Annotated in this window: 20 protein-coding genes; all 20 read left to right on the top strand. The window is 44.5% G+C overall.

Features of this window, described 5'->3' with window-relative positions:
* Positions 1 to 430: 430 nt before the first annotated feature.
* Positions 431 to 2,614: an alpha-glucuronidase family glycosyl hydrolase gene (locus AC1DU2_RS09690; RefSeq protein ID WP_477383959.1), complete on the top strand. Its 2,184-nt coding sequence runs from the start codon at positions 431 to 433 to the stop codon at positions 2,612 to 2,614.
* A 23-nt stretch (positions 2,615 to 2,637) separates the two neighbouring features.
* Positions 2,638 to 3,747 carry a glycoside hydrolase family 43 protein gene (locus tag AC1DU2_RS09685; RefSeq protein ID WP_477383957.1) on the top strand — a complete coding sequence of 370 codons (1,110 nt, stop codon included), beginning with the start codon at positions 2,638 to 2,640 and terminating at the stop codon, positions 3,745 to 3,747.
* 10 nt (positions 3,748 to 3,757) lie between these two features.
* A complete protein-coding gene (locus AC1DU2_RS09680; protein ID WP_477383955.1) occupies positions 3,758 to 4,594 on the top strand; it encodes an alpha/beta hydrolase in 837 nt (278 codons plus the stop codon).
* Between the two features lie 78 nt (positions 4,595 to 4,672).
* Positions 4,673 to 6,301, top strand: coding sequence for a GH35 family beta-galactosidase (locus AC1DU2_RS09675; protein WP_477383952.1), 1,629 nt, complete (start codon positions 4,673 to 4,675; stop codon positions 6,299 to 6,301).
* A gap of 207 nt (positions 6,302 to 6,508) precedes the next feature.
* The gene (locus tag AC1DU2_RS09670; protein ID WP_477356598.1) at positions 6,509 to 7,081 is read left to right on the top strand and encodes a Crp/Fnr family transcriptional regulator; all 573 of its coding nucleotides are present in this window, start codon (positions 6,509 to 6,511) and stop codon (positions 7,079 to 7,081) included.
* A gap of 109 nt (positions 7,082 to 7,190) precedes the next feature.
* Positions 7,191 to 7,709, top strand: a complete 519-nt coding sequence (locus AC1DU2_RS09665) for a YceI family protein (RefSeq protein ID WP_477383950.1) — start codon at positions 7,191 to 7,193, stop codon at positions 7,707 to 7,709.
* A 29-nt stretch (positions 7,710 to 7,738) separates the two neighbouring features.
* Positions 7,739 to 7,960, top strand: coding sequence for a tautomerase family protein (locus tag AC1DU2_RS09660; RefSeq protein WP_477356602.1), 222 nt, complete (start codon positions 7,739 to 7,741; stop codon positions 7,958 to 7,960).
* A gap of 1 nt (position 7,961) precedes the next feature.
* Positions 7,962 to 8,696 (top strand): SDR family NAD(P)-dependent oxidoreductase, encoded by a 735-nt coding sequence (locus AC1DU2_RS09655; RefSeq protein WP_477356605.1) that lies wholly within the window; start codon positions 7,962 to 7,964, stop codon positions 8,694 to 8,696.
* 73 nt (positions 8,697 to 8,769) lie between these two features.
* Complete coding sequence (locus AC1DU2_RS09650) at positions 8,770 to 9,144, top strand: nuclear transport factor 2 family protein (protein WP_477383948.1); 375 nt, start codon at positions 8,770 to 8,772, stop codon at positions 9,142 to 9,144.
* Between the two features lie 8 nt (positions 9,145 to 9,152).
* Complete coding sequence (locus AC1DU2_RS09645; protein WP_477383946.1) at positions 9,153 to 10,241, top strand: NAD(P)H-dependent flavin oxidoreductase; 1,089 nt, start codon at positions 9,153 to 9,155, stop codon at positions 10,239 to 10,241.
* A gap of 4 nt (positions 10,242 to 10,245) precedes the next feature.
* Positions 10,246 to 11,085: an SDR family oxidoreductase gene (locus tag AC1DU2_RS09640; protein WP_477383944.1), complete on the top strand. Its 840-nt coding sequence runs from the start codon at positions 10,246 to 10,248 to the stop codon at positions 11,083 to 11,085.
* Positions 11,086 to 11,199: 114 nt separating this feature from the next.
* Positions 11,200 to 11,916 carry an RNA polymerase sigma factor gene (locus tag AC1DU2_RS09635; RefSeq protein WP_477383942.1) on the top strand — a complete coding sequence of 239 codons (717 nt, stop codon included), beginning with the start codon at positions 11,200 to 11,202 and terminating at the stop codon, positions 11,914 to 11,916.
* Positions 11,917 to 12,045: 129 nt separating this feature from the next.
* A complete protein-coding gene (locus AC1DU2_RS09630; protein WP_477383940.1) occupies positions 12,046 to 13,227 on the top strand; it encodes an ATP-binding protein in 1,182 nt (393 codons plus the stop codon).
* Between the two features lie 124 nt (positions 13,228 to 13,351).
* A complete protein-coding gene (locus AC1DU2_RS09625) occupies positions 13,352 to 14,503 on the top strand; it encodes a FecR family protein (RefSeq protein ID WP_477383938.1) in 1,152 nt (383 codons plus the stop codon).
* 225 nt (positions 14,504 to 14,728) lie between these two features.
* The gene (locus AC1DU2_RS09620) at positions 14,729 to 18,001 is read left to right on the top strand and encodes a TonB-dependent receptor (RefSeq protein WP_477356619.1); all 3,273 of its coding nucleotides are present in this window, start codon (positions 14,729 to 14,731) and stop codon (positions 17,999 to 18,001) included.
* A gap of 20 nt (positions 18,002 to 18,021) precedes the next feature.
* The gene (locus AC1DU2_RS09615) at positions 18,022 to 19,644 is read left to right on the top strand and encodes a RagB/SusD family nutrient uptake outer membrane protein (protein WP_477356621.1); all 1,623 of its coding nucleotides are present in this window, start codon (positions 18,022 to 18,024) and stop codon (positions 19,642 to 19,644) included.
* Positions 19,645 to 19,802: 158 nt separating this feature from the next.
* Positions 19,803 to 21,155: a BNR repeat-containing protein gene (locus tag AC1DU2_RS09610; RefSeq protein ID WP_477383936.1), complete on the top strand. Its 1,353-nt coding sequence runs from the start codon at positions 19,803 to 19,805 to the stop codon at positions 21,153 to 21,155.
* 5 nt (positions 21,156 to 21,160) lie between these two features.
* Positions 21,161 to 22,390, top strand: coding sequence for a DUF2264 domain-containing protein (locus AC1DU2_RS09605; protein ID WP_477383934.1), 1,230 nt, complete (start codon positions 21,161 to 21,163; stop codon positions 22,388 to 22,390).
* 387 nt (positions 22,391 to 22,777) lie between these two features.
* Positions 22,778 to 24,034: a glycoside hydrolase family 88 protein gene (locus tag AC1DU2_RS09600; RefSeq protein ID WP_477383932.1), complete on the top strand. Its 1,257-nt coding sequence runs from the start codon at positions 22,778 to 22,780 to the stop codon at positions 24,032 to 24,034.
* Positions 24,034 to 25,929 carry a glycoside hydrolase family 97 protein gene (locus AC1DU2_RS09595; protein ID WP_477383930.1) on the top strand — a complete coding sequence of 632 codons (1,896 nt, stop codon included), beginning with the start codon at positions 24,034 to 24,036 and terminating at the stop codon, positions 25,927 to 25,929. Before AC1DU2_RS09600 ends, AC1DU2_RS09595 begins: the two co-directional genes overlap by 1 nt.
* Positions 25,930 to 26,024: the final 95 nt, after the last annotated feature.

The following is a 26,024-nucleotide window of genomic DNA, read 5'->3' as shown; positions in this document are numbered from 1 at the left end:
CTTGAGCAAAGTTCTAATTCGTAAAACGCGGGCGGGTGGTAAGATGTACGGGAGACCTCCAGCGTGCAATGCCTGGTACAAACAAGATGATGTTCTTTTGTTCGTTAACCATGAGGCCAATAACCCATGTGGCAATTTAGTTGTGTCGCTTTTTATTTTATGGCGATGCATGGTAGTCAGTACATTATCAGTCCACTACCGATAGGTAAAAATGCCCCGAATGATTTTAATAATAACTGAATAATTGGTTTTGAATTGCTAAATATAAATAAAGGTTTATATATTTGCAATCGATTGCATAAAGGTTAATCATTATAAACCATTGTGGACGGGGCATGTAACACACGTGTGCTTTCATAAACTTTAATACATCATTTTATTGTTTTTATAACCGGGCAAAAAACTTTACCAATGCTGAAATATTAACGCCATGGCCAAATATTTTTTTAAAAAAAATAGGTGTTTACTGATCCTGCTTTTATTGGGTGTGGTAAGCAACGCATGTGCCGATGATGGCTATAAACTTTGGCTTGAGTATAACAAAATTGCCGACCGGCCGGCTGCAGCGGTTTATAAAAAGCAATTGAAGTATATGATTTTTCCGGCGGAATCCGATCAGCTAAGGGCTGCTAAGGCCGAGCTGGAAAAGGGGTTGGATGGCATGTTATCGGCACTTCCCTCAGACACCAAAACCGTAACAGGCGGGCAAACAATTATCATTGGCACACCGCAATCGTTAAAAGGGCTGGCTGTTATCGTTCCGGACAGCATAGGCAGCGAAGGGTATCTTATAAAAACGGCGCTTATTAATCAGAAAAAATGTATCCTGATTACAGCCAAAACCGATGTTGGCGTGCTGTATGGTGTTTTTAATTTTTTAAAGCTGCTGCAAACCCGGCAGCCCATCAATAAACTTAATATGGCAGATCGCCCGCGCATAATGTACCGGGTACTTGATCATTGGGATAACCTGAACCGCACTGTAGAGCGTGGCTATGCAGGTTCATCTATCTGGAACTGGCATAAGCTGCCCGGTATTATAGACCAGCGGTATATTGATTACGCACGTGCCAATGCATCTATAGGCATCAACGGCTCGGTTATCAACAATGTGAATGCAGATGCGTTAATACTCTCGCCTCAGTATTTAATTAAAATACAGGCGCTGGCCAATGTTTTCAGGGCGTATGGTATTAAAATTTATTTGTCGGTAAAATTCAGCAGTCCGGTAGAGTTAGGCCACCTGAAAACAGCCGATCCGTTAAATGACGATGTAAAAAAATGGTGGGCGGATAAAGCGGATGAGATTTATAGTTACATTCCCAATTTTGACGGGTTTTTAGTGAAGGCAAACTCTGAAGGGCAGCCTGGGCCCCAAACCTATGGACGCACCCATGCCGATGGCGCCAATATGCTGGCCGATGCTTTGAGCCCGCACCATGGCATTGTAATGTGGCGGGCTTTTGTGTATGATAATAATGTGCCCGATGACCGGTCGAAACAGGCATACAATGAATTTAAGCCCTTTGATGGGAAGTTTAAAGATAATGTAATCATCCAGGTAAAAAACGGGCCGATTGATTTTCAGCCGAGGGAACCTTTCCACCCCTTATTTGGTGCCATGCCCAATACCGCACTGATGATGGAATTCCAGCTAACGCAGGAATACCTTGGCTTTTCGACCCATTTGGTTTATGAGGCGCCGTTATTTGCCGAAACGCTGCAATCGGACACGTACACGCAGGGGAAGGGTTCAACCGTATCACGTATCCTCCAGGGTAATTTCAATAAAAAATTAATAACAGGGATGGCTGGTGTGGCCAATATTGGCACCGATTTAAACTGGTGCGGTCATCCCTTTGCCCAGGCCAACTGGTACGCTTTTGGCCGCATGGCCTGGAACCCCGATCAATCACCGGCCGCTATTGCCGGCGATTGGCTAAAAATGACTTTTATAAATGATGCCGGCTTTGTATCACCCATAAAAAAAGTCATGCTACAATCAAGGGAGAATACAGTTAATTATATGACTCCGCTTGGTTTGCACCATATTATGGGGGTATCTACCCATTATGGCGCCGGCCCATGGGTTGATAATGCCGGCCGGCCCGATTGGAATGCCACTTATTACCACAAGGCCGATTCGGCCGGCATTGGGTTTAACCGTACTGGCACGGGCAGCAATGCGCTATCACAATATGCGCAGCCGGTACAATCGCACTGGGAAAACCTGCAAACCTGCCCAGATGAATACCTTTTATGGTTCCACCATTTAAGTTGGACCTACAAAATGCGTTCGGGCAAGTCGTTATGGGACGAGATGGTTCACCATTATTATATGGGTGCCGATTCTGTTAAGCAAATGGGTTTAACCTGGGATAAAATGCGGGGAAAAGTAGACGCCGAACGTTTTGTTCAGGTACAGCAGTTGATGAAAGTTCAGCTAACAGAAGCCATAACCTGGCGGGATGCCTGTGTTTTATACTTTCAAACTTTTTCAAAAATGCCTATCGGGAATGCCTATTCAAAGCCGGAACATCCGCTATCGTATTATAAAGACATGAAGTTTTATTATGTACCAGGCATCGGGGGCAGCAATTACATGACCAATTAATCATCACCATAAACCAAACGCCAATGAGCAAGCAATTTACCACCGCAAAATTAATTATTACGCTTTTTATAGCTGCAGGCATGTTAAGTGCATGCGACCCGCCCACCAAAAAAGCGGCCGATGCAGACAGCAGTAAAACAGATACCGGCAAAAAGGTAAAATTCCTTTCGCAACCGCTTATCAGCTCCATTTACACTGCCGATCCATCGGCACATGTGTTTAACGGCAAAATTTATATTTATCCGTCGCATGATATCAATGCAGGAATCCCCGAAAATGACAATGGCGATCATTTTGCCATGAAAGATTATCATATTCTTTCGATGGATAGCATTGGTGGCAAGGTTACTGATAATGGCGTTGGATTTGATATTAAAGATATTCCCTGGGCTGGCCGCCAGCTTTGGGCGCCCGATGCTGCTTATAAAAACGGCACTTATTACCTTTATTTCCCGGTGAAGGATAAAAAAGACGTTTTCCATATCGGCGTGGCTACATCGGCCAGCCCTGTGGGTCCGTTTAAGGCAGAGCCTGAACCTATTGCCGGAAGCTACAGCATTGATCCGGCTGTGTTTACCGATACCGATGGTAAAACCTACATGTATTTTGGCGGTATCTGGGGTGGGCAATTGCAACGCTGGTCGACCGGAAAATATGAGGCCGATGGCTCAAAAACCGATTCGAAACAGGAAGATGCCCCGGCCATCAGCTGCCGTGTAGCCCTGTTAAAACCTGATATGAAAAGCTTTGATGGCGCGGTAAAGGATGTTGTTATTTTAGATAGCCTGGGCAAACCGTTATTAACTAAAGATCATGACCGCCGGTTTTTTGAAGGTTCATGGATGCACAAATCCAATGGTAAATATTACTTCACTTACTCAACCGGCGATACGCACTTGCTTTGCTACGCGATAGGCGATAAACCGCTTGGGCCATTTACCTACAAAGGCGTATTTATGAAACCGGTACAGGGGTGGACTACCCATCATTCTATCATCGAAATAAAAGGCAAATGGTATATATTTTACCATGATACCCAAATATCGGGCAAAACCCACCTGCGCAATGTAAAGGTGACGGAGCTGCAGCATAATACCGATGGCTCTATTAAACTAATCGATCCATTTTTGTAATAACGTTGCTATGAAGGTGCTCAAATTGATATCAATAACTTTGTTGTTGAGCTGTATACTGCGCGGGTATGGCTTTGCCCAGCAGGCAAAGCTGGTTACCATACCCAACTCTAATCATCTGCAGATGCAATCCAAACTGGTGGGTAATCAATATGATATTTATATCCATTACCCGGCAGGTTATGATACCGCTAAGCGAAAATTCCCGGTATTGTATGTTGTTGATGGGGATAATGATTTTTCGCCTTCGCTGGAATATCTTGGGCTTTTGATGGCGGAGTACCATATTTCCGAACCTATATTGGTAGCCATTGGCGATGGCGGTTTAATTGGTACACCGGGTAATAAACGCAATCGCGATTTTACTCCGACCAGAAACACCGCAATACCCGAAAGTGGTGGTGCCCCTGCTTTTTTAGCCTTTATCGAAAAAGAGCTTATCCCCACTATCGACGCGGAGTTAAAAACAGATACTGCTAATCGAACCTTATATGGCTATTCTATGGGCGGCTTGTTTGCCACGTATACCTTGTTTACGCAGCCAACCCTGTTTAGAAATATTCTTATTGGTAGTCCGGCTTTAGGTTATGATAACGGCAGCGTTTTCGGTATCGAAAAAAACTATTTTGCCAAACATAAAAGCTTGCCCGTAAATGTTTTTATTGAAGTAGGCGGGCTGGAAACGCCGGGCCAAGTAATGCCCAATAAACAACTGGTTGCTTTACTTGATGAGCGTCATTACCAAAAGTTTGTTTTTAAGCACCTCATTATTGACGATGTTACCCATTTATCGGGTAAACCGGTTACAATGCTTAAGGCATTGCAGTGGGCATACGCCGGTAAGTAACAGAGCATTTGGTGTTTGGGCGTTAAAGTACTATTTGTTTTATCATTGGGATTGAGCATTAAAGTAAATTCAACCGTTATGAAATCAGTTGTTTTAGCATTTGTTTGGTGTTGCTTGTGGGCTTTTGAAACCAAAGCGCAAAACAGCAGCCCGGTAATGCCGCAAATTAAATACTGGGGTGGTAATGCCGAATTGCTGGTGAATGGCAAATCCTTACTGATGACTGCCGGGGAATTAGGAAACTCAAGCGCTTCAAGTACGGTTTACATGGACCCTATCTGGCCCAAACTCAAAAAAATGAACCTGAATACCTTGATAGCCCCGGTATATTGGGAGTTGATGGAGCCAAAGGAAAGCGTATTTAGCTTTACGCTGGTTGATTACCTTATAAAAAGCGCCAGGGAACATCAAATTAAATTGATATTACTTTGGTTTGGCACCTGGAAAAACAGCATGAGCTGTTACGCGCCTGCATGGGTTAAGACAAACCAAACACGCTTTCCGCGGGTGCAAAGCAGCGAAGGCCGATCTGAGGAGATCATTACGCCGTTTTCTGAAAACGCATTGAAGGCCGATTGTGATGCTTTTGCCGCACTCATGCAGCACTTAAAACAAACAGATAGCCAGCAGCATACGGTGGTAATGATGCAGGTAGAAAATGAAATAGGGATGTTGCCCAGCCCCCGCGACCATTCAAAGCCGGCCGATGCGGCTTTTGGCCGGGCTGTTCCGGAAAAGCTAATCGATTATTTGAATTTGCATCGGGATAAACTGGTACCCGAGATTCAAAAGGCCTGGGAGGGCAATGGCTATAAAAAAGCAGGTAATTGGGAAGCTGTTTTTGGTAAAAGCACGGCTACCGATGAAATGTTTATAGCCTGGTATTTTGCTACCTATGCTAATGAGGTGGCCAGGGCAGGCAAGGAGGTTTACCCGCTGCCAATGTATGTAAACGCTGCCCTTAACGCGCCCGGTAAGCAACCCGGGCAATACCCAAGCGGTGGCCCGCTGCCGCATTTAATCGATGTTTGGAAAGCTGCCGCTCCGGATATCGACCTGCTGTCGCCCGATTTTTATAACCCTAATTTTAAATATTGGAATGACCGTTATACCCGGCCGGATAATGCCTTGCTGATTCCCGAACACCGTTTTGAAGAAGGGGTGGATGCAAAAGCGTTTTATGCAATTGGCCACTACAAGGCCCTGGGTTTTTCTCCTTTTTCCATTGAATCCGGCAAAAAGCCCGAAACAGAATCGTTGGGTAAATGCTATGATATTATTAACCAATTATCGGGCGAGATTAGCAAAGCCAAAAAGCAAGGTTTGATGGAAGGGGTGTTGTTAAGTAAGGTTGCCGATACCGTGAAATTAGAAATGGGCGATTATATATTAACTGTTTCGCACGATTTAACCTTGGGCTGGTCGCCAAACGCCAAAGAAGCAACATGGCCGCTAACGGGTGGCATCATCATCGCTTTATCAAAAGATGAGTTTTACGTAGGCGGCACCGGGTTGGTAATAAGTCTTAAACCCAAAAATCAGGCGCAGCGGGCAGGTATACAAAGTGTTGATGAGGGCCATTTTGTTAATGGTAAATGGCAGGCAGGCCGTCGTTTAAACGGCGATGAAGACCACCAGGGCCGGCACCTCAGGATCCCGACGGGCGAATATGGCATCCAGCGTATTAAGCTTTATAGTTATGAGTAAGCAGCGAAGATATTTATTTCACGCAAAGACGCTAGAAAGCAAAATGGCTGGCTTATTTTTCCTTAGCACCTTGTGTGAGAAACCGTAAACGGGGACTATATAACAGAAGATTTAAAAAGTTATTTCCCTGAAGCGTATTGCCAGCTGATTTGGAATTTATAATTAATTCCTAACTTTAAATTGTTAGCGCATCAGTTATAACTACCAATGGAAGCCAAAGAAATTTTAAAAGCTCATGTAGCTAAAATAGCCACGTTGACCGACGAGCAGTTTGACTATTTCTTTTCGCATTTTAAACAACAGCATTTTCAAAAAGGGCAGGCCCTTATTACCGGGGGTGATAAGGTAGATTGCGAATATTTCGTGCTATCCGGCTGCTTGAAATCCTTCTTTATCAACGACGATCTCAAAATGTTTATCTTGCAATTTGCCATGCCAACCTGGTGGGCATCAGATTATAACGCATTATATAACAATACCAAGGCTACCATCAACGTAGATTGTATTACTGATGCAGTAGTGCTCTGCCTTAGCAATGACGATAGGGAGAAGCTATGTAATGAACTCCACAATGCCGAACATTTTTTTAGATGGAGGACTAATAAAGGATACGTGGCTGCTCAAAAAAGGCTGTTATCGTTCATGAATAATAATGTGAAATATCGGTATGAAGAGCTGTTGAAGCTTTATCCGGAGCTTTATAATATAGTCCCTAAAAACCTGATTGCAGCATACTTAGGAGTTTCGAGAGAAACCCTAAGCCGGCTTTATAACACCTGAAAGTGATGTACATCACATAAATATCGATTCATTTTAAATGTGATGTAGGTCACATGTGCCCCTGAAATTTCCTGCCGTACTTTGTTGTGTAATTAAAAACACAAATAAAATGGAAACTCAAAAATTTGAAATCGTAAGCACCCAAAGCAATATCGATTGGGTGGGCCGTAAGGTAACCGGGGCACACAATGGTACCATAGCCGTTAAAGAAGGCGAATTTATTTTAAACAACGGTAAGCTTGCCGGGGGCAAATTCACTATCGATACCACATCTATCAAAATACTGGATGTAACCGACCCGGCAACAAATGCGCAGTTTGCCGGCCACCTTGCTTCTGATGATTTTTTCTCAATTGAAAAATACCCTGAAGCAACTTTGCATATCACCTCAGTTTCTGGCAGCCATGTTAAAGGCGATCTGACTATCAAAGGTATCACCCACGCTGTTGGCTTTGATGCGGATATCAAAGTAAATGGCAACGTGCTGACTACAACCGGAAAGCTGGTAATTGACCGCACCAAATATGGAATAAAATTCCGTTCAGGTAATTTCTTCAAAGACCTGGGCGACACCCTGATTTATAATGATTTTGAACTTAATGTAAGTGTAACTGCAAAAGCTGCCTGATAAGCAGCTTTTGCATAAAAATTAAAGCCATGCCATACGTAAAAATTGAAGTAACACGTGAAGGTGTTACCAGGGAACAAAAACAGCAACTAATAAAAGGGGTTACCAACCTGTTGAGTGATGTACTGAATAAAGACCCGCAATTAACCTTTGTTGTGATCCAGGAATATGATTTGGACGACTGGGGCCATAATGGAGAACAGGTATCTGTGTTAAGAGAAAAAGGCATAACTGCCGAAAGAAAAAAATAAAATGAAGAAGCAAACCATAATAGTTACCGGTGCATCATCTGGCATTGGTAAAGAAATAGCCCGCCACTTTTTAGCAAAGGGCGACAACGTAATCATCAATTCATCAACAGCCACAAAGCTGGAGCAGGTTTACCAGGAATTGGGCGGTGGTGAAAACCTTGCCATGGTGGCCGGCGATGTTTACGAAAAAAGTACAGGCGAGCGGCTTTTAGCAGCTGCTATCGGAAAATTCGGCTCGGTGGATGTACTGGTCAATAATGCGGGCATATTTGAAACCAAACCCTTCCTGGAAGTGGATGAGGCCTATCTTGACCGCTTTTTGAATACAAACCTCAAAGGAACTTACTTTACAACCCAGGCCATTATTCCGCAAATGCAGAAACAGCATGATGGCGTAGTTATCAATATTGGTACACCCCTGGTTAACCATAGCCTTGGCGGAGTGCCCATTACAGCACAAATGGCATCAAAAGGCGCAATACATGCACTTACTATCCAACTGGCGGCCGAGTTTGGTAAAGATAACATTAGGGTAAACACGGTTGCGCCCGGAACAATCCGTACCCCGATGCACGGCGAAAATGCCGACCAAACCGCAGGTTTACATTTGCTAAACCGCGTTGGCGAAGTGGAAGACATTGCCGAAATGGTTTACACGATTGCCAGGAGCAATTTTATTAACGGTGCCATCATTAACGTAGATGGTGGCTTGGGAGCCGGGCACCATCTTAATTAATTTGAAAACGCTTTTATTCACAGCTTTTTTGTCATGCACATTGCTGGCGTTAAAAGCGCAAAATTTAAAAGAAATGGAAACTAAAGATTCAATAGCCATTGCCGAGGCACTGGAAAAATATTATTTCAAAGGGATCTACGAAGGCGATATTAATACGCTGAATCAGATTTACAATCCCGGTACTTTATTGTTCGGCGATGTTAAAGGTCAGCCATATGCCAGAACACTCGATCAGTACCTTGATAGTGTTGCTCATCGTCAAAGCCCCAAAGATTCTGGCAAGCCCTTTAAGGGGACAATCATCTCAATTGATGTTGTCAATTCAATAGCGGTGGCCAGGGTGCGCGTTAAAATGTACGATTTTAATTATGATGAGTTCCTGTCGTTTCATAAAATAGATAACCGCTGGCTGATCGTTAATAAAATGATTAGCGATGTAGCCCAATAAATTTTAAGATGATGTGGTATCAAACTAAAGCAGCCCAAATACTGGGTATCAAATATCCTATCCTGCAAGGGCCGTTCGGCGGCAACCTGTCGTCTGTTGAACTGGTGTCAACAGTATCTAACGCCGGCGGGCTTGGTGGTTATGGAGCTTACACATTAAGCCCACAGGAAATAATCGAAGTAGATAAGCAGATTAAAGCGGCAACCAATAAACCCTACAATATTAACCTGTGGGTTTCGGATAATGATGCCGTGAACGGTACTGTTTCAGACGAACAGTTTAAACAGGCCGAAGAATTATTCAGGCCTTATTTTGACGAGTTGGGAATTACCCTGCCAGAAAAACCTGGGGTGTTTACCTCGCGTTTTGAAAACCAGGTGGAGGTGATCCTGCACCAGAGGCCGCCGGTGTTTAGCTTTATGTTTGGTATCCCGTCTGCCGATATTCTTGAACAATGCCGCCGGTTAGGCATTGTTACCGTAGGCGCGGCAACTACGCTGGACGAAGCCATAGTGCTGGAATCGGCAGGTATAGATTTGATTATCGCTTCAGGCTTTGAGGCCGGCGGACACCGGCCGTCATTCCTGACATCGGCAGAATCATCTACCATAGGGACTTTTGTATTGCTTCAATTGATTAAGGAAAAGGTAAAAACCCCGGTTATAGCGGCAGGTGGCATTGCCGACGGAAAAGGTGTTGCCGCGGCGTTGGCACTTGGTGCAGATGCTGTACAAATTGGTACCGCCTTCCTGGCAACCGATGAATCGAATGCTACAAATGTTCACCGGCAAATGTTATTTTCGGATGCGGCTAAGTACACCACTTTATCGCGGGCATTTACCGGGAGGTTGGGTAGGGGCATAACCAGCCGTATTGCAAAAGACTTGCTGCATAAGGAAAATGGTTTGCTCCCCTTCCCGCTTCAAACACAGTTTATGTCGCATATACGAAAAGCCGCCATCGGACAGGAAAAATGGGATATGATCCTGTTCTGGGGCGGGCAGATAGCGCCGGTGCTGAAACACACAAAGGCCGCCGAACTGATGAAGGCTGTAATCGAAGAAACCACAGCATATTTTGATCATTTAAAAGTATAATATCATGAACACTTCAAAAGTATGGTATGTAACCGGGGCTTCCCAGGGATTGGGGTTAATCCTTGTGAAAAAGCTGCTTGATCGGGGCTACCGCGTTGCCGCAAGTTCCCGCGACGCCAGGGCGTTAAGTCAGGCCGTTGGGTTGATAGACAGGGAGCGTTTTCTTGCGCTGGCTGTTGATTTAAATAACCCGGATTGTATTGATGAATCTATACAGCAAACGCTGGCAGCGTTTGGACGGATTGATGTAGTAGTTAACAATGCCGGCTACGGGATGGCCGGAACAGTTGAAGAAATAGACGAACAGGATATCCGTAATATTTTTAATGTTAACGTGCTGGCAACCATAAATGTGGTACGGGCGGTACTGCCGGTAATGAGGAGTCAAAAATCAGGGTATATTATAAACATCGGTTCGGTTGCTGGTTTTGTTGGGGCACCCGGCTGGTCTGTTTATTCGGCTACCAAAGCTGCAGTGGCTGCTTTTTCTGAAGTCATTGCACTGGATGTTAAAGAATTTGGAATAAAGGTTACTGTAGCAGAACCATCAGGTTTCCGGACAGGCTTTTTAACCAAAAACTCACTTGCGCTAACCGCCAGCAAAATAGAAGGTTATGAAGCAGTAAGAAATACGCAAGATCGTTACCTGTCCATCAATGGACAGCAGGCCGGGGATCCGGATCGCGCAGCGGAGATATTTATTGAATTAGCCGAAAGTCCCGAGCCACCAATGCACCTGTTTCTGGGAAATGATGCTTATAACAGGGCCTCAGAAAAACTTGCCGCCATGTCTGCAGAACTTGAACAATGGAAATCAACAACCATTGCAGCAGATTTTGAATAAATATACCGGCCTTAATTAGCCCCCCCCCCTTTTTATTTTAACGGAAATGTATGTTTCCGGCCTCATTTGTCACCTGGCTACACCGTGTTACTTGTTGCTTTAAGCCAGGTATTTATGGAAACAGATGGATTGTATGCCGCTGAAGCGGCAAAAAAGAGTATTCCTAAAAATGAGGGCGAAGGTTATAACGGTTTTATAGGTATTGCAATTTTTGTAAAAAATGCATTACATTCGTTAATTAAACCAGTTATGTCCTCTAACCGGATGCTTATTGATCAGGAGCTGATAACGCTGTTAAAAAACGGCGACAGGGATGCCTTTGCCGAAATTTATAAGCGTTACTGGACAGTAATGTATATGCATGCGCTGAAGATGCTCCGGGACGAAGATGACGCCCGGGATATTATCCAGGAAACTTTCACCTCATTATGGCTCAAAAGGGAATGCATAAGTTCAGACGCTAATTTAGCCGGATATCTTTTTATATCGACAAAAAATAAAGTGCTTGACCTAGTAGCACGCAAGCGGGTACGGTTGGATTACCTTGATTCGTTGGCCGCCTTTGCCGAAGCCAATTGCAACCAAACATTGGAGCGGATAGAAGAAAAGGAAATAATGGCAGCGCTCGAGAAAGAAATTGCGCAGCTTCCCCTTAAAATGAAGCAAATATTTGAAATGCGGATTCATCAGCACTTTACTTATAAAGAAATTGCCGACCAACTCGATATATCCGATAAAACGGTTAAAAAACAAATCAGCAACGCTATCAGGATAATCAGGCCTAAGCTTAATCACCTTTCGGCAATCGTTTTAATATTGTCGGGATTATAAATTTTGTGAAAATTATGATTTTATAGTTTGTGATATTGCTGATTATATTAACTCAGGATATTATAAACGGGTATATTTTTTGCATTTATTACCGTGTAAATTAAACATTAAGTATTAGATTTGCACGGTATGATTGCCAGGAGAATCGAAAGGAAAGTTGAAGAAGCGCTCAGCCGAAGTGCCTCTGTCGCCTTGATGGGACCACGTCAAGTGGGCAAAACGACTATTGCGCTGAATATAAGTGATTCTGGTACGGCCGTTTATCTGGATTTAGAAAATAGCCTTGATCTTCAAAAAATACAGGATATCAATGCTTTCCATGCAGAGAATAGCCAACAGCTCATCATTATGGATGAAGTGCAGCGTATTCCTCAAATTTTCGCAGAACTTCGGGGAATCATTGATAAAGAACGGCGAAAGGGCCATAAGTATGGACTGTTTTTGTTCCTGGGTTCTGCGTCGATAGATTTGCTACAGCAATCCAGCGAGTCTTTGGCAGGTAGGATTGCGTACTTGGAACTTCAGGGCATTGATGCCCTGGAATTTGGAACAGGTACAATCGACAAGTTAAATCAGCTTTGGCTTAGAGGCGGATTTCCTGACAGTTTGCTCGCCAATAGCGATCGAAACAGTCTGGCTTGGAGACGAGATTTCATCAAAACCTATCTGGAAAGAGACATACCGCAATTAGGTCCTCGCATACCGGCTGTTACACTGGAGCGGTTCTGGACAATGTTGGCACACGTTCAGGGCGGCATAACGAACGCGTCACAGCTTGCGAAAAGTCTTGAAGTAAGTGCTACAACTATCTCCCGCTACCTGGACCTGATGGTTGATCTTTTATTGGTCCGGCGCTTGCAGCCCTGGGCAAGTAACGTTGGAAAACGATTAGTAAAAAGCCCTAAAATATACGTTCGGGATAGCGGATTGACCCACGCTCTGCTTAACATTGAAAACTATAATGACCTGCTGGGGCATCCGGTAGCTGGTGGAAGCTGGGAGGGCTTCGTAATCGAAAATATCTTATCGACAGTTCCCGATGGCGTTATACCTTATTACTACAGGACCGCCCATGGGGCAGAGATTGACCTGGTGTTAGAATTCTCCGGCCGGGAGAAATGGGCTATCGAAATTAAACGAAGCTCTTCGCCTGCTCTTTCCAAAGGATTTTATCTGGCCTGCCAGGATATCGGTCCGGATAAACGCTTTGTCGTGTATGCAGGTCAGGACCAATTCTCTATAGGCGAAAATATCACTGCGATCCCACTGCATCAAATCATGACTAAATTGCTTGAATACAAGGGTATCTAACAAACTGAACTTATAAAAGTGTAACATCACGAGCTATAAACTTACTAAAATCACATTTTTTTTTCATTTCATCTACTACTTCCTCCCTGGCTGGCCGTTTCATTAATAACAGCCAGAATAAACCATGACCAGGGAACAAGCACAGGAACTATTAAATAAACACCAACTCGGCACCTGTACACCAGAAGAGCAGCAAATACTGGATAACTGGTATTTGCATGAAGCCGTTAAGCAGCCTGCGCCCAACGGCCCTGCAGATCCGTCAATGGAAGAGGGGTTGATCTGGAACAGGATTATTAGTGAAATTCCTGAAACTGCTAAAATCCGGCATTTAAAAAAATGGTACTCCATCGCTTCGGCTGCTGCCATCCTTGTTTTTGTGTCGTTTGGTGCCTATCTGTTTGTTAAAAAACACCAGGAGCCTAAACCGATTGTTCATCAGCATAATCCTAAAAATGATATTTTGCCGGGTGGCAACAAAGCTATCCTGACCCTGGCCAATGGCAAACAGATTACCTTAACCGGTGCCCGCAACGGAACCCTTGCCGTACAGGGCGCAGTAGCAATTAATAAAACCGCAGACGGAAGAATTGTTTACAATTCAGCCGAGAAATCAGGATCGGAGGAAGCAAAATTAAACGGGTACAACACCATGACTACGCCCAGGGGAGGCCAGTATTGGGTTGTTTTGCCCGATGGTAGCCGGGTGCTGTTAAATGCGGCTTCTTCGTTAACCTATCCAACTATATTTAGCGGCAACGAACGTAAAGTTGAGCTCACCGGCGAGGCCTATTTTGAAGTGGCGCATAACGCAGCTAAACCATTCAGGGTTTACAGTAAATCGCAAATAGTAGAGGTGCTGGGCACACATTTCGATATCAATACTTATGATGATGAGCCGGCTGTTAAAACCACCCTGCTTGAAGGGAAGGTAAAAGTAACCTCGACTGCTAAAAATCAAACCCGGATATTACAACCTGGTCAGCAGGCTTTTTTAAACGCGCTTGCATTTAATATTGGCGAAGTGGATGTAGACGAAGCAACTGCCTGGAAGGATGGCCTGTTTGTTTTTGAAAGTAATGATATACAGCAAATTATGAGGATGGTTTCCAGATGGTACGATGTAGATGTGGCGTACACCGGTAACTTGCCGTCCGACAAATTCAGCGGTTCTGTATCCCGGTTCAGCAATGTTTCTGAAGTGTTGAATACGCTGCAGCTTACCCGTAAAGTACATTTTAAAATAGCGGGTAAAAAAATAACCGTATCTGAATAAGCCATAACCAAGCCAATAAATAACCAATATACTAACCTAAAAAGCGAGAAAAATGAGAAAAAAGCTACGAACGTAACCATGAAACGGGAGCTTAAAAAAAACGTGAAAGTGTACCACCACTTCCACGCCAAAAATTTGAGTTAACCCGTTAATCTGTCCGCCGTTCCGGCGCATAGAAAAATTATTTGTCAATAAACCATGTTTTAACCCAAACTATTCAAAAGTATGAAAATATCTACTTTTAACATAGGTGTGCCCAAACTATGCATGCCCCAAAAGTTATTATTAGTTGTGAAAATAACTGTACTCTTCTTTTTTGTCGCTATTATGCACGTCAGCGCATCATCTTATGCGCAAAAAATAAATCTTTCGGCAACAAATGCACCTTTAAAAAAACTATTTAAAGAGATAAGGAAGCAAAGCGGCTACAATTTTATTTATACCGAAGGTATGATGAAGGATACGCGTCCGGTTAACATTCACGTTAGCAACGCATCCATCGGCGATATTCTTGATAAAGTATTTCATGACCAGCCACTTTCTTACACCATCAGCAACAATACCATAGTTATTAAAGAAAAAGATAGCCAGGAAAGCGATAATGTATTGATAACCATTACAGGTACCGTTAAAGACGAAAAGGGCGAGCCTTTGCCTGGTGTTACCGTAGCGGTTGAAGGTATTGCAAATGCCACATCAACCGATTATAATGGTAAGTATACCATTAAGGCTAATGCAGGGCAAACCCTGGTATTTTCATTTATTGGTTATAAAACAATAAAAAAGCTTGTCAATGATAACGAGCAACTTATCAATATCTCTTTAGAGCCTGCATCCAGGGATTTAACAGAGGTAGTTGTAGTTGGCTACGGCACCCAAAAACGATCGGATATTACAGGCGCTGTGGCATCGGTGCCCAAAGCCCGTTTATCAGAGTTGCCGGTTACCAACGTGCTGCAAGCCCTGGAAGGAGCCGTGGCAGGCGTTACCATAACTAATACATCATCTGTACCAGGCGCGGTGCCCGGCTCAATTGTAAGGGGGCAAAACTCTATCAACGCAGGCACGGGCCCGTATGTTGTTGTGGATGGTATCCCGCTGAGTAAAACCGGCGGTTCGCTTAATGATATCAACCCCAATGATATCGCTTCGATGGAAATATTAAAAGATGCATCGGCGGTTGCTATCTACGGAACCAACGGCTCAAACGGTGTTATCCTGATTACTACCAAAAGAGGGAACAGCGGCAAACCTGTTATCCGTTATAGCGGTTATGCCGGTATTGAAAACCTGGCACATATTCTTGATCCGCGCGACCCGGCATCTTATATTCAAAAATATGCCGATTACCTTTCGCAAACGGGCCAAACACAAACCAGCCCGGTGCCAAACAGCTCCGAGTTACCTAATTACCAGGCAGGTAAAACCATTGATTGGGTTAAAGAAACTACCCAGCAAGGCGTAATGCAGGATCATAACCTGAGCGTTTCTGGCGGTAGCCCCGATGTTAAATATTTTATATCAGGCGATTACCTGAAACAAAAAGGCGTGGTAAAAGGGTACCAATACAACCGGGTAAGCATCCGCTCAAACCTTGATGTAAATGTTACCAATTTTTTAACTGTTGGTATGTCATCCTATTTCGCCAACAATAATTACGATGGCGGCAGGGCCAACCTGTTATTCGCAACAGCGATGAGTCCCTATGGTAATTTATATAACGCCGATGGTACTTATACCATTTACCCTATGGCGCCTGAATTGTTGTATACCAATCCCTTATTGGGTTTAACTACCGACCAGGTAAACCGCAGCGTAAATTTAAATGGCAACGGCTATGCCGAGATTAAATTTGGCGGTTTGCTTAAAGGATTAAAATACCGTGTAAATGCCGGCTACACCTATTTGCCAACCCGGGTTGATAGCTACAGCGGCCGTTTGGCAAATACGCCCTTAGGATCGGCCAGTGCTGCAAGCTCCGAAACTACAGCCTATACTATCGAAAACCTGTTGTACTATAACAAGGATATTGGTAAGCACCACTTTGATTTTACGGGTTTATACAGCGCGCAACGCAGGCGGTATTTTACTTCGACGGCAGCCGCTACAGGTTTTGTAAATGATGAGCTGTCTTTTAACAATATTGGCGCGGGTGCAACCCAAACCTCATCGTCATATTCAGACAGGTACGCGCTTACCTCGCAGATGGGCCGTATCAACTACTCCTATAATAGCCGCTACCTGTTCACCGTTACCGCCCGCCGCGATGGATCGTCGGTTTTTGGCGCTAACACTACTAAATACGGCGTGTTTCCATCGGCAGCCCTCGGTTGGAACATCAGCCAGGAAGACTTTTTGAAAGATTCAAAAATAGTTAACAGTTTAAAGCTGAGAGGCTCGTACGGAAAAACAGGTAACGAGGCGATAAGTGTATATCAAACCATTACCACAGACGGTACTGTTCGGTCGCCATTTAATGGTGTAAGCACTATTGGGGTGCAGGCTAGTAACCTGGGTAACGCCAACCTGCTTTGGGAAACCACCGTAGGCACCAATATCGGGGCAGATTTCTCACTATTTAACAGCCGTATCAACGGATCGGTTGATGCTTACAAAACGCGTACATCTGGCTTGCTGTTAAAACGGAGTTTGCCTGCAATTACCGGTTATTCATCAGTATGGGATAATATTGGCAAAGTGGCCAACAAAGGCCTCGAGGTTACCCTGAATACAAAAAACATTGATGGCAGGGACTTTCGTTGGGAATCAAACATCGTGTATGCCATCAACAGGAATAAAATTGTGAGCCTTTATGGCGATGGTAAAGATGATATTGGCAATAGGTGGTTTATAGGTAAACCTATCAGCGTAATTTACGATTACAAAATGACAGGCGTTTGGCAAACAGGCGAGGATGCCTCCAAGCAAGACCCTGGTGCAAAACCAGGCGACCTGAAATTTGCCGATACCAATGGCGATGGCAAAATTACTGCTGATGACAGGGTTATACAGGGCCAAACAACGCCAAAATGGACGGGCGGTATTACCAATACTTTTCACTACAAGCAATTTAACCTGAGTGTATTTATACAAACGGCACAAGGCATGCTTAAAAACAATGCCGATTTAAATTATGCTGATGAATCGGGCAGGAGGAATACACCGGCGGCCATTGAATACTGGACACCATCAAACGGTAATAACTCGTTCCAGTCTTTAGCATATACCAACACCAGGGGCTACGGCTATCCGCGCGATGCCAGCTATACCCGCATTAAAGATGTAACTTTTAGCTACGTTGTGCCGCAGGTGCTGTTAGATAAAGCGCACATTAACGGTTTAACGTTTTATGTAAGCGGCCGCAACCTGCACACTTTTACCAAGTGGATAGGCTGGGATCCAGAAAATAATTACTCGACCAGGGGATCCGGCGATTGGACAAATAATTATCCAACTACCCGCACATTTGTTTTTGGCGCCAACATCTCATTAAAATAAACTGATAAAAGATAAACGACATGAAAAAGTATTCAATTATAGTGGCTTCTGTATCAGTGCTAATAATCGCATTTGCATCCTGTAAAAAGTCATACCTGGCCGAAAAGCCTTACTCTTCATACACCCCCCTAACACTTAATGATTCACTGGGCTTTGAAGCCGCCGCCGTGGGCCTTTACAATTATGAAAGTACCATTTTAACCTATTCAAGCGCGCAGGGCTGGCCAAGTGTTTGGCAGGTGGGCACCGATGTGGCCAATGCTACAGCAAACCAGCAAGGTATTGAAGTGCCGTATTATAATTACGCGCAGCTTACCCCAACAGACGGGGCAGCTTCATACATCTGGGGCAAGTATTATGCGTTAATTAACAATGCCAATATTATCATCAAGGCCGTTGAAGACCCTTCAAATACCAAGCTTACCACCAAAGGTAAAAACATGATAGATGCCGAAGCCAAGTTTTTTAGGGCATATGCTTATAATAACCTGGTTACATTGTTTGGTAAAGTGCCGTTGGTAACGGCTCCGCTTGCAGCGCCAAAAACAGATTTTGTGCGTGCTCCACTTGATCAGGTCAACAACCTTATTATAAGCGACCTTACGTTTGCCGGTGCAAACCTGTCTGATTTAAATGCAGGTACATCTAAGCTAAACGTACAGGGCAAACCTGTTGACAGGGCCAATAGGTACATGGCCATGCAGCTTTTGGCCGAGGCCTACCTGCGTATGGGTAAAAACGACCTGGCCGAACAGCAGGCCCAGGCGGTTATCAGCAGCAGTAAATTTAGCCTGATAAGCAACCGTTATGGGGTGCGGGCAAGTGGTGCCGGTGATTATTACTCAGATATGTTTGTGTACGGTAACCAGCGCCGCAGCCAGGGTAACTCAGAAGCCATATGGGTTATCGAACAGGAAAATCCAAATTCGGTTGTTGGGGGTAATACAGATAATGCCCAGCAACGCCGTGTGTGGGGAGCTGCCTATTACAACATTAGCGGCATGGTGCTTTGCGATTCGCTTGGGGGCCGCAGTATTGCCAGGCTGAGGTTAAGTAACTGGGTATTGTACGGTTTATATCCAACAGGCGATTTACGTAACTCGCAATATAGTATCAGGAGGCGTTATTATATCAACAACCCAACTGCCGCAAACTATGGCAAGCAAGTGCCGTTTACCGGGCCTGATACCTTATACAAAATTTGCCCAAGTACAACTAAATGGGGTGCGTTTGACCCTAACGATACCTTTGGTTATGCTATGATCAAAGATTTTATGATGATGCGGTTAGGCGAAACCTATTTGTTACTTGCCGAAGCCCAGGTAAAACAGGGTAAAACCGCCGAGGCTGCAAATACCATTAACATTTTGCGCACAAGGGCGCAGGCTCCACAGGTTACTTCCAGCCAAATGACTATCGATTTTGTACTTGACGAGCGTGCCCGCGAATTGATTGGAGAGGAAAACCGGAGAATGACGCTGATGCGTACCGGAACCCTGGTTGATCGTGCAACACGCCTCAATTCAAATGATGTTCAGCACCCTACAACCGGCCTGGCAGCAAAAAACCTATTATTGCCTATCCCGCTATCAGAAATTCAATTGAATAAGGATGCCGTTTTAGAACAAAATCCTGGGTATTAATATAATTCATAGTGTGCGGCAGTGTATATTGCCGCACACTTACTGCTGTCATGTTAATTGTATAATGACGGATAGTCGTTAGTCGGAAGTCTTTAGTCAAAAAAAGAATAAATTTAACTTTTGACTTAATACTTAGTACTATTAACTTAACACTGCTTATGCATTTTAACCCTCTCAAACAATTCCTGTTTACAGCTTTATTGATAGGTAGCTTTTTGCACGCAGGTGCACAAAACTACCCTGTAAAAGTGAGTGCGATTGGCCCCGGATGGGCTAATAACTCGGTGAATACCGTCATTTTTCGCAAGAATTCGCTGGTCACTTTTAAAGGCCAACAATATGCTGCTTACTACAACCAGGACCAGGTTTTAACCCTGGCCAAAAGAAAAAGCGGATCAAACGAATGGCAAATTGCGGTGACAACCTACAAAGGCGATGCCGCTGATGCTCATAAGGACATAAGCATTATGGTTGATGGGGCGGGTTACCTGCATGTAGCCTGGGGTATGCACAATCAGCCATTAAACTATGCTGTGGGCCTTACACCCGGCAGCCTTGTTTTATCAACACCAAAATCAATGGCAGGCATTGCTGAAAATAGTGTAAGCTACCCTGAATTTTACAGGCTTCCCCAGGGCGATCTGCTATTCCTTTACAGGGATGGCGCATCAGGCAATGGCAACCTGGTACTTAACAGGTACAACGTATCGGCAAAAAAATGGGTAAACATACAACACAATCTAATTGACGGCGAAGGCAAACGCAATGCTTACTGGCAAATGGCTATTGATAAAAAAGGTTTTATACACCTGTCATGGGTTTGGCGCGAAAGCCCCGATGTAGCCAGTAACCATGATATGTGCTATGCTGTTTCAAAAAATGGCGGAATAAACTGGGAAAGATCAACGGGCCAAACCTATAATTTGCCGATAACTGCCGCCACTGCCGAATACGCCTGCAAAATTCCACAAAAAAGCGAGCTGATTAACCAAACATCTATGGTTATTGAGGATGACGGTACCCCGTTTATAGCCAGCTATTGGCGGGAGGCAGGAAAGACAGCCCCACAATACCATATCATTTATAAAAACAATGGCCAGTGGACAAGCAACAGCCTCGGTTTTCGCAAAACACCTTTTAGTTTAAGCGGAATGGGCACCAAGAGTATTCCGGTTTCACGACCGCAAATTATAGCCTTGAAACAGGGTAAAAATACCGCCGCGGCCTTAATATTCAGGGATAAAGAACGGGAGGATAAAATTTCTGTTGCAGTTACCGGTAACCTGGCCGGGAATAAATGGACGGTTAATGATTTGTCGGCATTTGCTGTTGGAGCCTGGGAGCCAACCTATGATACCGAACTATGGAAAGATAAAAAGATACTTAACCTGTTTATACAAAATGTAGTACAGGTAGATGGGGAAGGCCAGGCCAATATTACCGCCCAGCCGGTACAGGTGATGGAGGTGGATTGTGCTTCAATTCTGTCTGCGACGTTAAAGAAAAAATAACTGCTATGAAAAAATTACTGTTTTTGCTTTGCACAATGTTGGTTATATCCAACCTGTGGGCGCAAAAAAACATATCAAACGGCCTTGCCGACCGCAAACTGTGGCTGGCCTATATGGATAAAATAGCCCGGCCTGTACTATCAAACCTGGCCGAAGATAAGCTGAAGCAAAATATGCCGGTGAGTTTATCGGATCATATTGATAATAAAGAAGGGCGTTCAAAAGTTGCTTACCTTGAAGCGTTTGGCCGTACCTTAAGCGGGATAGCGCCCTGGCTTAACCTGGAAGGGGGCGATGCCAGCGAAGTAAAGCTGCGTAACCAGTACCGCGCATGGGCATTAAAGGCGATAGCCAACGCGGTTAACCCACAGGCTAAAGATTACCTGCAATGGACTGGCGGGCAGCCTTTGGTTGATGCATCTTATGTAGCCTTCGCGCTTGTCCGCAGCCCCTGGTTATGGGAACACCTGGATACTGATGTAAGAAAGCAAGTGGTTGACGCCATGAAGATAACCCGTAATACGGTGCCGGTTTACTCCAACTGGATCCTGTTTTCGGGGATGATAGAGGCCTTCTTTTGCAAATACGATTTAGGGGACGACCCCTTACGCACCGAATTTGGCATCCGCGAATTTATGCAGCACTGGTATGTTGGCGACGGCATGTTTTCTGACGGGATGACCTTTCATTTGGATTACTACAACAGCATTGTGATACAGCCTAATTTAAACGCCATGTTACAGGTACAAGGCGAAAAAAAGAAAACCTATCAACATGAACAGGAGCGCGCAAAAGCCATTGGCCAACGCTATGCCGAAATATTGGAGCGATTAATTAATGCCGATGGCAGTTACCCGGCAACGGGCCGCTCAATAGTTTACAGGGCAGGGGTTTTCCATCATTTGGCCAATATGGCTTATATTAAACAACTCCCGGCATCATTGCCGCCTGCACAGGTACGTTGCGCGTTAACGGCTGTCATCAAAAAAACACTGGAGTCGCCTGCTACATTTACTGCGGATGGATGGCTCAATATTGGCCTTTATGGCAAACAACCTGGCCTGGCCGATTTTTATATTACAACCGGCAGCTTATACATTTGCAGTAATGTTTTTGTACCGCTTGGTTTGCCTGAAACTGACGAGTTCTGGAGCGCCCCGCCCCTGAAATGGACCGAAGCCAAAATCTGGAGCGGAGAAGATGTAAAAGCCGACCATGCCCTTGATCTTAAGTAAGAAAAGGCAGGGCAAACGCATCTGAACTGGGTTAACATAACTTAACATATTTTAAGTTTATTTATTGTAAGTAATTGATAATTAATACATTGTAAATTTTCATGGTTAACATGAATTAATGCCTGTGCATTTAAGCCAGGCCGCATTCCTGATAACCAGGGCTTTTTTGCCAAATTGACTTCTTCTCCCCCTTATTTGGCCTAATGCTCCCCCCTGCGGGTTTTTGTTTTAAACTACTTTCGAAACTCAATTATAAACGATTGCTCCAATTTTGTTTGCGCCCGGCGGTAGATCGTTTTAGCAATTAGCAGATCGGCCGTTTTTACAATTAACAACATAGGTGTCTGCGGGGAGGCGGAGTACAAAATTGAGAACCAATAAAATCTTATGAAAAAAAAATATCTAAAAAATCGTTTTAATACCAAAGCGCTGTACAAAGTTTTATTCGTTCTGATGCTTTCGGGTGCCGGATTTCGTGCCCATGCTCAAAAAGGCTTGCAGGTACTACCCAATATAAACTATTGCGCCGGGCAAGCGCAAAAAACGCTAAGTAATATTCCGGCAAGTGGCAATAACCTGCCCCGTAATATAGATAAAGGCAAAACAGACTGGCGATATGTAAACTACAAGGACTGGTGCAGTGGCTTCTGGCCTGGTATTTTATGGTACTTATATGAAGGAACCCATGATGAAAAATGGAAAACAGCTGCTGATAGTTTCACAAAAGAATTGCAGCCGCTTTCTGAGCATGGTGGTTTTGACCATGATTTGGGTTTCATGATATTTAACAGTTTTGGTAACGGTTACCGGTTAACACGGAATCCCGAATATAAACGGGTTGTATTGCGTTCGGCAGATTCATTGGCCACTTTGTTTAATCCCAAAGTAGGTACCATATTATCATGGCCGTCGATGGTAAAAAAAATGGGGTGGCCCCACAATACCATTATCGATAACATGATTAACCTCGAACTTTTATTCTGGGCATCAAAAAATGGCGGCAACCGGCACTTATACGATATCGCGGTTAAACATGCCGAAACCACCATGCACAATCATTTCAGGCCCGATTATACATCTTACCATGTGGTGGTATACGATGCCCTTACCGGAAAAAAGATAAAAGGGGTAACCCACCAGGGCTACGCAAATAACAGCATGTGGGCCAGGGGGCAATCATGGGCAATATATGGTTTTACCATGTGCTACCGCGAAACCGGGAAAACAGAATTTTTAAACTTTGCACAAAAAGTAGCAGATGTATACCTGAGCCGCCTGCCGGCAGATTTGATCCCTTTTTGGGACTTTGATGATCCTGCTATCCCCAATGCTCCTAAAGACGCTTCGGCAGCCTGCGTAACGGCTTCGGCATTGCTGGAGCTGTCAACATTTGTAAAGGACAAATCCAAGGCACAAATTTACCGGCAGAAGGCCGAAGCTATGTTGCAAACGCTTTCTTCTCCGGCCTATCAAAGCCATCAGGTAAACGATGCCTTTTTACTCCATTCTACCGGGCACCACCCCGCCGGAACAGAAATTGATGCGTCAATTATTTATGCCGATTACTATTATTTAGAAGCCTTGTTGCGGTTGGATAAATTACAACATGGCAAGGCTGCTCGCTATCAACGTAAATCAAACTAATGAGGTATTTACTATTAACTATAGTTTCGTTTATCGTTTTAGAGGCTAAAGGACAAGGCACCGTAACAGGTATGCCGCTTGTAATTCAATCGCCTGATAAAAACCTGAGTCTGAAGTTTTATCAAAAGCAGTTGGCCGATAAAAAGCGGGTTATGTATTACCAGGTGACATATAAGGATAAACAGGTTATAAGCGAGTCGGTTCTGGATATTCAGCTGGATAACCAGTTATCTGAAAAGGCGCTGGCGCTGAAGATAGATCAGCATAAAAACTGGTGCGAAAACCTGGTAATAAAGGATATAAAAACCACCACTCATGATACCAACTGGATACCTGTGAATGGCGAACGCAGCCAGATCAGGGACCATTATAATGCTTGCGATATCACGCTGGTGAAGGACGATAACCCAATGTATGTGATGCAGGTACAAGTGCGGGTTTATGACGAAGGCGCTGCTATCCGCTACTATTTCCCCGAAAACGAAAAAGGGACGTATTACAATGTCACTGCCGAAAATAGCGAATTTAGTTTCCCGGCGGGCACCCAGGCCTGGTTTGCCAACTGGGCCCAGGCGCCTTATTACAAGCTGCCATTGGCCAGCTGGCCCGGCGAAAGCGAACGGCCGCTTACATTAGAGTTACCCAACAGGCTGTTTGTAGCGCTTGGCGAAGCGCAGTTGGTTGATTATGCCCGCACTAAATTTAAGTTAAGCGATGATAAGCCGAACACCATAGTAACTGCGATGTTTGGAGGGGCGCAGCTTGTATCTCCGGTAGGTACGCCATGGCGCGCTATCATGGTGGCCGAAGCCCCCGGTGATTTAATAGCACATGATTATATGATGCTTAACCTGAATGAACCATCACGAATAGCCAATACGGAATGGATTAAACCCGGTAAAATTATGCGTGTGATGACGCAAACCACTGCCGATGCCAAAACCAATATCGATTTTGCTGTAAAACATAAACTCCAATACATACTATTTGATTGGAAATGGTACGGGCCAGCCTTCAGCTTTAACTCGGATGCAACAAACGTGGCTATTCCCGACTTTGATTTGCCGGGCATTATTCAATATGGTAAAGATAAAGGTATTGGCGTATGGCTATACGTTAACCAGCAGGCATTAATGGCGCAAAGCGACAGCCTGTTTGCAATATATAACAAGTGGGGGGTAAAAGGTGTAAAATTTGGCTTTGTTCAGGTAGGTTCGCACCGCTGGACTACCTGGGTGGAGAAGGCGATACAGCAGGCGGCGGCCAGCCACATAATGGTTAACATTCATGACGATTGGCGCTTTACAGGCGAGCAGCGCACCTGGCCCAACCTGATGACCGCCGAAGGCGTACGCGGCAACGAAGAAATGCCGGATGCTACACACAATACCATATTGCCTTTTACCCGGTACTTAGCCGGCCCGGCCGATTATACCATTTGTTATTTTGATAAGCGTATAAAAACCACCCATGCACATCAACTGGCATTGGCGGCAGTTTACTACAGCCCTTTGCAAACGCTGTATTGGTATGATAAGCCATCGGCAGCGCATAACGAACCCGAACTGGAGTTTTGGGATAATATTCCCACTACCTGGGACGAAACAAGGGTAATACAGGGAGCGCCGGGGCAATATATTACAACCGCAAGGCGCAAAGGAACCGAATGGTTTGTTGGGACCGTTACCAATAATGAAGCCAGGACGTTAAAAATGGCGCTCACTTTTTTGAAGCCGGGCAAAAAATACCGGGCCCAAATATATAGCGATGATGCCGGGGTGGCTACCACTACGCATGTGCGGGTTAGCAACAGTGTGGTTAACAGCAAAACTGTTTTAACCATTAACCTGCAACCATCAGGAGGCGAGGCGATGCATTTAGAAGAGATTAAGTAAGCATGCCTGGTAATAGATTTACAGTAACAAAGACCACCGATATACACAATACCTCCTCCCGGCTAATTTCGATACAGTCTCAGGCGTAATTCTCC

The sequence above is a fragment of the Mucilaginibacter sp. P4_C11 genome, assembly GCF_056402115.1.
This window is presented reverse-complemented; position numbering and strand designations above follow the sequence as displayed.

Coding starts and splice junctions, on each gene's coding strand:
- AC1DU2_RS09610 (WP_477383936.1), top strand. CDS start 19,803: ATGCATTTTAACCCTCTCAAACAATTCCTGTTTACAGCTTTATTGATA.
- AC1DU2_RS09625 (WP_477383938.1), top strand. CDS start 13,352: ATGACCAGGGAACAAGCACAGGAACTATTAAATAAACACCAACTCGGC.
- AC1DU2_RS09635 (WP_477383942.1), top strand. CDS start 11,200: ATGGAAACAGATGGATTGTATGCCGCTGAAGCGGCAAAAAAGAGTATT.
- AC1DU2_RS09640 (WP_477383944.1), top strand. CDS start 10,246: ATGAACACTTCAAAAGTATGGTATGTAACCGGGGCTTCCCAGGGATTG.
- AC1DU2_RS09650 (WP_477383948.1), top strand. CDS start 8,770: ATGGAAACTAAAGATTCAATAGCCATTGCCGAGGCACTGGAAAAATAT.
- AC1DU2_RS09685 (WP_477383957.1), top strand. CDS start 2,638: ATGAGCAAGCAATTTACCACCGCAAAATTAATTATTACGCTTTTTATA.
- AC1DU2_RS09605 (WP_477383934.1), top strand. CDS start 21,161: ATGAAAAAATTACTGTTTTTGCTTTGCACAATGTTGGTTATATCCAAC.
- AC1DU2_RS09620 (WP_477356619.1), top strand. CDS start 14,729: ATGAAAATATCTACTTTTAACATAGGTGTGCCCAAACTATGCATGCCC.
- AC1DU2_RS09675 (WP_477383952.1), top strand. CDS start 4,673: ATGAAATCAGTTGTTTTAGCATTTGTTTGGTGTTGCTTGTGGGCTTTT.
- AC1DU2_RS09660 (WP_477356602.1), top strand. CDS start 7,739: ATGCCATACGTAAAAATTGAAGTAACACGTGAAGGTGTTACCAGGGAA.
- AC1DU2_RS09655 (WP_477356605.1), top strand. CDS start 7,962: ATGAAGAAGCAAACCATAATAGTTACCGGTGCATCATCTGGCATTGGT.
- AC1DU2_RS09645 (WP_477383946.1), top strand. CDS start 9,153: ATGATGTGGTATCAAACTAAAGCAGCCCAAATACTGGGTATCAAATAT.
- AC1DU2_RS09630 (WP_477383940.1), top strand. CDS start 12,046: ATGATTGCCAGGAGAATCGAAAGGAAAGTTGAAGAAGCGCTCAGCCGA.
- AC1DU2_RS09690 (WP_477383959.1), top strand. CDS start 431: ATGGCCAAATATTTTTTTAAAAAAAATAGGTGTTTACTGATCCTGCTT.
- AC1DU2_RS09615 (WP_477356621.1), top strand. CDS start 18,022: ATGAAAAAGTATTCAATTATAGTGGCTTCTGTATCAGTGCTAATAATC.
- AC1DU2_RS09600 (WP_477383932.1), top strand. CDS start 22,778: ATGAAAAAAAAATATCTAAAAAATCGTTTTAATACCAAAGCGCTGTAC.
- AC1DU2_RS09665 (WP_477383950.1), top strand. CDS start 7,191: ATGGAAACTCAAAAATTTGAAATCGTAAGCACCCAAAGCAATATCGAT.
- AC1DU2_RS09595 (WP_477383930.1), top strand. CDS start 24,034: ATGAGGTATTTACTATTAACTATAGTTTCGTTTATCGTTTTAGAGGCT.
- AC1DU2_RS09670 (WP_477356598.1), top strand. CDS start 6,509: ATGGAAGCCAAAGAAATTTTAAAAGCTCATGTAGCTAAAATAGCCACG.
- AC1DU2_RS09680 (WP_477383955.1), top strand. CDS start 3,758: ATGAAGGTGCTCAAATTGATATCAATAACTTTGTTGTTGAGCTGTATA.